We start from the raw sequence: 9,148 nt of genomic DNA, 5'->3' as shown, positions 1-9,148 counted from the left end.
GACACCTGGCCCAAAGATGCGCGCGCCTCGGTCGGCGGCGCCAACAACTGGGCCGAGCTCTCCATCGACGCGGCCCGAGCCATCGTCTACGTGCCGACCAGCAGCGGCAAGTACAACTTCCACGGCGGCTATCGGCACGGCGACAACCTGTTTGCCAACTGCATCCTTGCGCTCGATGCGCGGACGGGTCGCAGGCTGTGGCACTTCCAGATGGTGCACCACGACATCTGGGACCTGGACAACAACGCCGCGCCGCAGCTGACGACCATCCAGCACAACGGACGGCAAGTCGACGTGGTCGCGGTCGCGTCCAAGACCGGCTATCTGTACGTGTTCGATCGGGTGTCGGGAGAGCCCATCTGGCCAATCGAGGAGCGCGCGGTACCGCAGGGCACGCAGGTGCCCGGAGAAAAGCTGTCTCCGACCCAGCCGTTTCCGACGAACCCTCCGCCGTTCTCGCGGCAGTCGTTCACGGCGGACGACAGCAACCCGTACATCCTCACCCCGAAGGAGCGCGAGGAGTTCCGGCAGCGCGTGGCGCGCGCGCGAAACGATGGCCCGTTCACGCCGATCGGCTTCGACGAGGTGGTGCACATGCCGGGCAACCAGGGCGGATCGAACTGGGGCAGCACCGCCAGCAATCCTGCGGACGGACGCGTGTACGTCATCGGCTTCAACGTGCCGACGCTGATCCGATTGCTGAAGGCCGGCGAGGTGCGTCCCGCCCGCGGCGGCGCGCCTGCGGAGGTCGTGCGTGAAGGCTATCCGGTGACCGATGGATTCGGGCTCTTCCCGACGATTATCGCGCCGCCGTACACCACGCTCACGGCCTACGATCTCAACACCGGCACGATCGCCTGGCAGAAGGGGCTCGGTGACGACCTGCGGCTGGTGAAGCACGGCGTTACCGGCACGGGCTCGGCCGCGACGGTGAAGGGCGGGATGGTCGTGACGGGTGCCGGGCTGGTGTTCGCCACGGCGGCCGACCGCAAGGTGCACGTGTACGACAGCGCGAACGGCGCAGAACTGGCGACCCTGCCGCTGGGCGGGCCCACGAGCGGGCAGCCGTCGATGTACGAGCACGGCGGCCGGCAGTATCTGCTGGTCACCGCGTCTGGCACGCAGCCGACCGGTCCAGGAGCGATATCAGCGCCCCACACCGGGCCGACCGGCATCGTGGCGTACGCGCTGCCGGCGGGCACGACGACGGCGCGCAGCGACCGCTGAACGCAGGCGGGTATCCGACGTTCACGCGGCGTGTCGGCCTCTCGGCGCATCGAGCCGCGCGAGGCTCAGTCGGAGCCGGAACGGCTTCAGAAGGCGGTTCAATGTGTCGTGCGTCGGGTTATGCCGCGGATGGATCGCGCGCAGCACATTCGGGCTCGCCATTCGAGCTTTCGCCGCGAATTCCTTCACGCCCATCGCGCGAATCGCCTTGCCGAGCGCGAGTTGCAGGGGCACACCCTCATCGATCGCTGCCAGGAGAAACTCACGCGCGAATTCAGGATCGCGAAAGTCCTTCGCGAGTCCCGCGTTCCAGTCCTTGCTTCGTCTTGCCATGTCGCTTCGCCTCCAAGTACTCGCGCCGATACGCCTGCGCCTGGCTAATGTCTCCCTTCTGTGATGGCTTCGTACCGCCAGCCAGGAGGAGAATGACCGTCTTCCCGTCCTTGCCGAAATAGATCCTGTACCCTGGGCCGAAGACCAGCCGGGCCTCCCAAACGCCGGCGCCCACGCTTTTGTGATCGCCGAGATTGCCCGTCTCGAAGCGGAGCACGCGCGCCTGGATCCGGGCTTTGACCTTGGCATCCAACGTGTCCAGCCAGTCGCGAAAGGGGCTGACGCCGCCGCTCGTGATGTACTCACGAATGGTCAGCGGCGTTGGGGCCTTGGACACAAACATATCGTATCTGATAATTTTGCGGATGTGAAGGCCCCGCCGGCTGCGAATCGTGAACGGTCAACGCTGAATCGTAGACTCCGCAGCAGGCCACACGGTAATCTCCGTTGTCCTCGCCGTCGCCTTCGAGCACGACAAAGCGATCGGAACGCGCCGCGCGCGAGGGGCCGCCCGGCGTGGGCTGACGGCGCGGGCCGGTGAACCCGCGGGGCTGCCCTCCTTCGGTCCAGGCTTCCGCGTGGTCCATCCCGCCGTGAAAGATCTTGCCCGCGCGCAGCGTCGCATAACCGTGCGACTGGAAATACTGCGGAAGACTGACGAACGGCTGGAAGGCGCGAAACCAGGTGATGTTGTCCAGCACCCCCACGCTCGTGGGATACCGGCCGGTCAGCAACGAGGCGCGCGAGGGATTGCAGAGCGGGTACTGCGCGTAGGCGCGGTCGAAGCGCACGCCGCGAGAGGCAAGCCCGTCGATGTGCGGCGTCCGCATCAGGCGGTTGCCATAGGTGCCCAGGTCAGGCCGGAGGTCATCCGAAATGATGAGGAGCACATTGTCGCGCGGTCGTTCCTCCTCGGAAGGCGCAGGTTGGAACGCGGCCAGCAGGATGATGCTGCCGACAAGAGAGAAGCGGATCAGGACACGTCGCGCGTGCTTCATGTGCGGCAAGAGCAGACAGTGTGATCAAAGGCATGCGCGGACATGGCTCCGCACCTCGCTCAGAAGTAGATCTTCACCGCAATCTGAATGAATCGCGGCGTATATGGCGAGCTCGCGCCCAGGAATCCCCAGCGATCGGGTGTGTACGCCTGCCGGACCCGGTACAGCTTCAGGCCCTCCGACGTCGTGATGTCGAACTGATTCGCGTCCATCCCATGGAACCCCTCCGGTACCGGGATGCTGAAGAAATCCGGGCGCAGCACCTCTGTCCCCGGCACGAGGCCGGACGTGATGATCTCGTCGGCGCGCCCGCGCAGTCGATCCCCTTCCGGTGTCCCGGCCTGCGGCTGCCCGTTGAAGTCGGCCCAGGCGTTGAACTGCTCCTCGGTCAGCAGTCCCTCGGCTGGAAGCGTGAAGACCTCGCCGTTGTCGCTATCCCTGCCAAACTTGAACACCGGGTGATTGAACGCGTTGATCAGATCCACGCGAAGCTGCAGCCGGCGGTTGCCACCCAGCCCGAAGTTCTTCTGGATGGAGAAGTCGAAGAACTCCTGCCGCGGCCATCGGGCCTCGTCGATCGTGCGCGAGGCGTTGCCGAGGGTGCCCTTCGGCGGCCGCATGAACGCTGCCGGGTTGAACCACGGCTCGCATTCCTGCCCCACGGGGCAGTCGCTGGACCATCGTGGATTCAGGAGCGGGACACCCGGCACGAGGTCGGGCCGAATCGCGCGGACGTTGCCGGCGATGCCGAGGCGGTTGTCGTCGCGCAGCACGACGACCAGCGGGACGCCGCCCTGGATCCGCGCCACGCCGCTCAGGCTCCAACCGCCGACGATCGTGTTGAGGAGACCGGTGGCGTTCGCCAGCAACGGACGATCGCGCCCAAACGGCAGATCATAGAGGAACGACGCGCTGAAGGCGTGCTTCACGTCGAAGGTCGACACCGACCAGTCATCCGACAGCGGCGCGCCGAAGACGACGTGCCCGTTCGAGCGGACCGGGTTGAAGTCGGTGAACCGCACACCGCCGGAATCCGACGCGTTGTCCATGCTCTTGCCGTAGGTATAGTTGATCGTGTAGGAGAGACCCTGCGTGTGCCGGCGCCTGACGCTGATCGTCCCAGCGTGGTACCGACTGCTCGCGCGAGAATCCAGCATCACGTTCAGGTTCTGAAAGCCAAGGTACTGCGTGCCGAGGTAGCCCTGCGCGACGTCGATCACGTTGCCGTTCGGGTCGCGCCGCCCGAGGGGGTCGGGCACGACCGTCAGCGGGTTCTCCCCTTGCGCCAGATACGCCTCCGACAGCTCGAACGGCACCGGATTGATGTTGATGGGCGGCAGGAACAGGTTGACGCCGCGGCTGCCGTTGTACGTCAGCTCGATCGCTGTCTGCCCCGGAAGCTCGTAGCCAACCGTGGCGCTCCAACTGTGGAGCGCGGGCACGCGCACGTTGTCCGAGACGGCGTTCGCCGCGATGTTGATGCCGTCCAAATCGAGCAGGCCGTCGTCCGGGATGTTGAGCGCCTCTTCCGGCGCGCGCGGGATCCAGAGCGGCAGGTTGCAGCAGATTCTGCCCACGAACTCGGGATCCGTGACGCGCGAATCGAAGGTGAAAGCGGTCGTGCCGGACGCGAAATCGGGCGAGGGGTTGCGGCCCAGGCCCGAGAGCGGCGCGTGCGACAGGCCGTAGCCGCCGCGCACGACGAGCCGTCCGGCGGCATTCCAGCCGAAGTCGGGCACCCAGGCGAATCCGACCCGTGGCTCCCACCCGTTCCAGTCGATCGGCGTGATGTAGCGCGACCGGCCGCCGCGGCCCGAGAAGGCGAAGGGCGGGACGAGCGCGGTCGTGATCGCCTCTCCGGTGGGCAGCGTCACGGCCTCGGGCAGCGGGAACTCGCGGGCGAGGTCGGGACGGAAGGCTCCCTGCCGGTCGAACTTTTCCGTACGCGGCAGTTGGAGGCTGTAGCGCAGGCCGAGGTTCAGGGTCAGGTTGCTGCGGATCTGCCAGTCGTTCTGCACGAACGCCGCGGCCGAGTTCCACTGATAGTAGTACGGGATGAGCACGTCACGCAGTGTGACCTGGTTGTAGACGCCGAGCAGGTACTGCGCGAAGCCCGTGCCACCGGTGCCCCCGCCCGCGCCGGTGCTGCTTGTCAGCAGCGTGTTGCGCGCGAACTCGTACCTCCCGCCGGATGCGCCGAACATCGGAATCGTCTTCAACCGCTGCTGCAGGAGATCCACGCCGAACTTCCACGTCTGCCGGCCGCGGACCCACGACAGCGTGTTGGCGATGCCGTAGGTGTGCTCCGCATTCTCGTTCTGTTGCGACTGGCTCCAGCCGATATTGCCCATTCCGGTGCTGAACTCGGGGAGTCCACCAGGCGTGAGGCTCGGTAACCCCAGCTCGGTCGACAGGTTCCGCCCTGTCATCGCGTCGAATCCCGGCGGGAAGTTCCTCGTAAAGCGGCCGTAGGTGTAATTCACGCGGAGCTCGTTCACGAGCGACGGCGAGAGAATGTGAGTATCGGTGACGAGCGCCTGGCGCGCCCAGCTATAGTCGGTCCCGCCGGTGTTCACCTCATCCCTCCCCACCTCGAAGTCCCCGCGCCCCCGATCGCCGCGGATCGGCACCTGCGTGTAGCGACCGGTCAGGCGGTTACTGTCGGTCACGTGATGATCGAGGCGGACCGTGAACCGTTGCTCGAGGTTCTTGATGAAGCTCGTAGTCGCGTAATTGCGCAGATTGCCGTCCGTATCGAGGAAGTAGTCGCCGTCGGGTGGCAGGTACTTGAGCAGGTCCACGCTGAGCGGGTCGAGCATCTCCGACGGGATGATGTTGTTGGGGAGCTCGGGAAACGTCTCGCCCTCGGCCAGGGTTCGCCGCCGCAACTGATTGCCCACGAACTCGAACTGGTTGTAGAGCGTCACCGGCTGCGACTGCAGCCCCATACGCTCGGCCACGTCGCGCGTCGTCACGCCGCCCGGCACCTCCACGAGATTGCTGAAGTCTCCCCGGCGCATCGCCTCGGTGGGCAGAAGCAGATTGGCCGGCCGGCTGTCGAAGTAATAACGGGGCTCGGCGGCGACGAACAAGAACGTGCGATTTCGCCCGTCATAGTGGATCGGACGCGGCAGGCGCACGGGTCCCCCATAGGTCAGGCCGAACTGGTGCTGCCGGCGGTTGGCCCCGGGGCGGTTGACGGTGGCGGTGGTGAACGACGACGCGTTGAGCGACGGATTCCGGTGGTACCAATAGGCCAGTCCTTCGTACTGGTTCGTCCCCGACTTCGTGGTCATGTTGATGACGCCGCCGCCGGTCTGCCCGAACTCGGCGGAGAAGTTCGAGGTCTGCACGGTGAACTCTTGAACGGTGTCGGGCGAGAACGTGACGATCGCGCGGGCGAGCCCGACGCCGGTATTGCGCGCGCCGTCCGCGAGGATCGCGGTGGAGCCGGCGCGTCCCCCGTTGACGAACAGATTGAAGCCGGGCGTGGGAATCTCCGATCCCATTTCCGGATCCTCCGTGCCAGTGGCGCCGGTCACGTTGGCGACCGTCAGGCCAGGTCGAGCACGCTGCGGTTGTTCAGCGGCATCTCGACGATCTGCCGCCCCGTGATTGTCTGGCCAGGCGTGCCGGACGCCCGCGGGACGATCGGAGGCGCCGCGACGACGGTCGTTTCGGCCGTCAGCTCGCCGAGCTGCAGCGTCACGTTCACGGTGGCCGTGGTCGCCGTGTCCACCTTCACCTTGGGCACGACCGATGGCTTGAATCCCGGCGCCTCGACGGTAATCCGGTACTCCACCGGATCAAGGAGCGGCGCGGAGAACGTGCCCGACGACGTCGTCGTGAGCGCCAGCGATTCGTCGGTCCCGATGTTCGTGATCACCACCGTCGCAGCCGCGACGACCGCACCGGTGGTATCGAACACCGTTCCGCTGATTCCACCCTTGTGCGACTGGGCGTGCACAACCGCCAGCAGGCATACAAAGACGACCGGCGCGATGACGCGAATGCTCTTCATCGTGAGTGCCTCCGTTTCTCCTGACTTCTCCCCTGGCGTTGGGAGTCGAGGGGACGGCTTCCCCGCTGACGCCTTGCCAGCATCGCGGCCGGCGAAAGGCCCCAGCGGGCACGCGTGGCAAGCCCCCCGTCGTTCCGGCGAACGCCGCCTCGTCTGCTATCCGGTGGCCCCAGTAAACGTCCGTCCTGGCAGTGAGTCAACAAGGAGCTTCACGCGCTCGTGCGTTTCGATATGCGAACCCGTACGGATCGCTGATTCGGCAGCTAACGCTTTGGAGAGGAAGGGCTTCTACGATCCGGGCGTCATGGTGCGCTCGACCTGCGCCTGCCGACCCGTGTTGTATCCTGCAGAACGGCGGCGCCGTCTCGTCAGAGACTTCGCGCACTCATCCACCGATATGAGCGTGTAGATGCCGCTCCACTAAGAGCTTGTGGGACGACCGGATTGGCGATGGTAATGATTTCCAGAGACTGCTGATCGAGCCCGCCACCGAACGCGTGTTACCCAGGAGTCGGAGCACTTCATTTGACATACTAATAAAATACGTGATACTCCATTGGCGTGCCGTACGGAGCGCAGGTCAAGGCCGACATCCCCCAAAGAACGCTCGACCTGGTGCTGCTGCAGATCCTGACCACGCTCGGGCCGCTGCGCGGCTATGCAATTGCAGCAAGCCCGGGGCACGTCTCCCACGAGGAGAGAAGAGCTCAATGGCCAGGCTTCGCGAGTGGGTGATCCGTGTCCGGGGAACGCTTCGACCGAGCCGCCGGGATGCCGAGCTCGAGGAGGAGCTGCGCCTCCACCTCGAGCTGGCCGCAGAAGACGAAGGCCGGCGAGCCAATGCAGCCGGGCACGCCAAGCGAGCAGCGGTAGTCCGATCCGGCGGGCTCGCGCAGGCGATGGAGGCGCTGCGCGATCAACGCGGGCTGCCTTGGCTCGACAGCCTGCGCCGTGACCTGCGCGACGCGTGGCGCGCCATCACGCGGAACCGCGGCTTCACGGTCGTCGTCACGGCCACGCTGGGTGCCGGGCTCGCCCTCTGCTTGACGGTCGTCAGCGTCGTCAACGCCTACCTGATGCGCCCTCTCCCGTACCCGAACGCCACCCGTCTCTATTCGGTGGTCCTCGCGATCCCCGGCATGAGTCCGCCCGAGGACCTGGCCGAGGCCGAGTGGGCGGCCCTAGACGATGTGGTCGACCAGCGCATCGCGTGGGACCTCGATATGTTCTACCTGCTCGGAGGCGCCTACGCGGAGGCGGCGCCCGGCACGTGGGTGACCCGGGCTTCATCCAGGGGCTGGGGCTCCGGGCCGAGCGAGGCCGCGTGCTCGAGCCTGCGGACTTCGCTCCGGGCGATCCAACAGCCGTGATGATCAGCCATCACCTCTGGGCGAGCCACTTCGGCGGTGATCCGGACGTCGTCGGCCGTACGCTGAAGGCCTACGTGAGCGATCGGCCGGACGAGCCGGAAACGCTCACGGTCGTTGGCGTCCTTCCGGCGGATTTCTGGCACGTCAACATCTAGACGGACGTCGTGGGGCCGCTTCGCGCGCCAGCGCACCCATACCTCGTGACACTTCGCGACGGCGTCGACGCGACGGCCGTCGCGGAGCGCATCACCGCGCTCGTGCGCACGTCCACTCCCGCCCTCCCAGAACATTGGCGCGCGACGCTCGCACCGATCCAGGCCCGCTACACGGAGGAGATGCGCCCGCTGCTGAAGGCCGTGGCGGTGTCAGCGTCTCTGGTGTTTCTCATCGCCTGCGGGAACGTCGCCGTCCTGCTGCTGGTACGGTCGGCGCGGCGCCGTCACGAAACCGCGATCCGTTTGGCGCTGGGCGCGAGCCGCGCCAGGCTGGCGCGGCTGCTCGGGATCGAAGCGCTGTTGCTCGGCGGAGCGGCGACCGCGCTCGGCCTCGCTGCGACCGCGCTCCTCACGCGCGGCCTCGCGCCCGTCGTCGAGCAGCGTCTCGGCCGGCGCCTGCCAGGCGGCGAATCAGCGCTGTCGCTGGACGGCACGCTGCTCATCGCGGCGCTTGCCCTTGGCCTCTTTCTTACGCTGGCCCTGACGCTTGCGCCGCTCGTCACGTTGTGGTCGACGGCGGTCGCGGCAGCGCTCAAGAGCGGAGGCCGGGTCGCGACGGACGGCCGCGCAACGCGCGGCCTGCGCTCCCTGCTCATTGTCTGCGAGATCGCGGCGGCGCTCGCGTTGCTCGTCGGGTCGGCGCTGACGATTCAGAGCGCCGTGCAGATGCTCTACACGGATCCCGGTTTCCGCGCATCCGGCGTGCTGGCGACGAGCGTCAGCCTACGTGCGCGCGCCTATCCCGATTCGGCCAGCCGCGCCGAGTTCTACACGCGTCTTCTTCGACGGCTCGGCGAGCACACGAGTGGCGGATTGGTGGCGCTGAGCGACGCTTGGCCGCTGCAGCAGGTCGGTCCTACACGCCTTGAACGCCTTGGGGAGCCTGCATTGGCCGCAGAGGCAGGCATCACTCGGGTCAGCGCTGGCTACTTCACCGCGCTCAGCATCGACTTTCGGGACGGCGGCTCGTTCAGCACCGAGGAT

9 protein-coding genes and 1 pseudogene (1 of these 10 cut by a window edge) are annotated in these 9,148 nt (G+C 66.6%); 4 read left to right on the top strand and 6 right to left on the bottom strand.

All coding sequences use genetic code 11. The features are described 5' to 3' along the window. Both GEV06_18065 and GEV06_18060 read left to right on the top strand, forming a co-directional pair. A pseudogene (locus GEV06_18065) lies at nucleotides 1–262 on the top strand (PQQ-binding-like beta-propeller repeat protein) (it extends 611 nt beyond the left edge of the window). Further along, nucleotides 211–1,227 (top strand): PQQ-binding-like beta-propeller repeat protein, encoded by a 1,017-nt coding sequence (locus GEV06_18060; protein ID MPZ19800.1) that lies wholly within the window; start codon nucleotides 211–213, stop codon nucleotides 1,225–1,227. Before GEV06_18065 ends, GEV06_18060 begins: the two are co-directional and overlap by 52 nt. A 21-nt stretch (nucleotides 1,228–1,248) precedes the next feature. Here the strand turns inward: GEV06_18060 and GEV06_18055 are convergent, their stop codons facing one another. From GEV06_18055 to GEV06_18030, 6 genes are all read right to left on the bottom strand, one after another. Further along, nucleotides 1,249–1,461, bottom strand: a complete 213-nt coding sequence (locus GEV06_18055; protein MPZ19799.1) for a hypothetical protein — start codon at nucleotides 1,459–1,461, stop codon at nucleotides 1,249–1,251. A gap of 40 nt (nucleotides 1,462–1,501) precedes the next feature. Next, complete coding sequence (locus GEV06_18050; protein MPZ19798.1) at nucleotides 1,502–1,903, bottom strand: type II toxin-antitoxin system RelE/ParE family toxin; 402 nt, start codon at nucleotides 1,901–1,903, stop codon at nucleotides 1,502–1,504. After that, entirely contained in the window at nucleotides 1,863–2,558 is a 696-nt protein-coding gene (locus GEV06_18045; GenBank protein MPZ19797.1) for a sulfatase-like hydrolase/transferase, read from the bottom strand. The genes GEV06_18050 and GEV06_18045 overlap by 41 nt, the downstream gene beginning before the upstream one ends. 59 nt (nucleotides 2,559–2,617) lie before the next feature. Further along, entirely contained in the window at nucleotides 2,618–6,100 is a 3,483-nt protein-coding gene (locus GEV06_18040) for a hypothetical protein (GenBank protein MPZ19796.1), read from the bottom strand. An 11-nt stretch (nucleotides 6,101–6,111) separates the two neighbouring features. Continuing rightward, nucleotides 6,112–6,579 (bottom strand): hypothetical protein, encoded by a 468-nt coding sequence (locus tag GEV06_18035; GenBank protein ID MPZ19795.1) that lies wholly within the window; start codon nucleotides 6,577–6,579, stop codon nucleotides 6,112–6,114. 707 nt (nucleotides 6,580–7,286) lie between these two features. Next, nucleotides 7,287–7,499, bottom strand: coding sequence for a hypothetical protein (locus GEV06_18030; protein MPZ19794.1), 213 nt, complete (start codon nucleotides 7,497–7,499; stop codon nucleotides 7,287–7,289). Between the two features lie 47 nt (nucleotides 7,500–7,546). Between GEV06_18030 and GEV06_18025 the strand changes: the two genes are divergently transcribed. Further along, nucleotides 7,547–8,104 carry a hypothetical protein gene (locus GEV06_18025; protein MPZ19793.1) on the top strand — a complete coding sequence of 186 codons (558 nt, stop codon included), beginning with the start codon at nucleotides 7,547–7,549 and terminating at the stop codon, nucleotides 8,102–8,104. Between the two features lie 9 nt (nucleotides 8,105–8,113). After that, nucleotides 8,114–9,148 (top strand): FtsX-like permease family protein (locus GEV06_18020; protein MPZ19792.1); only part of this gene is annotated, 1,035 nt, incomplete at its 3' end.

This window comes from Luteitalea sp. (assembly GCA_009377605.1).
In the GTDB taxonomy this organism is placed as follows: domain Bacteria; phylum Acidobacteriota; class Vicinamibacteria; order Vicinamibacterales; family Vicinamibacteraceae; genus WHTT01.
The sequence above is the reverse complement of the archived record's forward strand: the minus strand, read 5'-3'. Positions and strand labels throughout refer to the sequence as shown.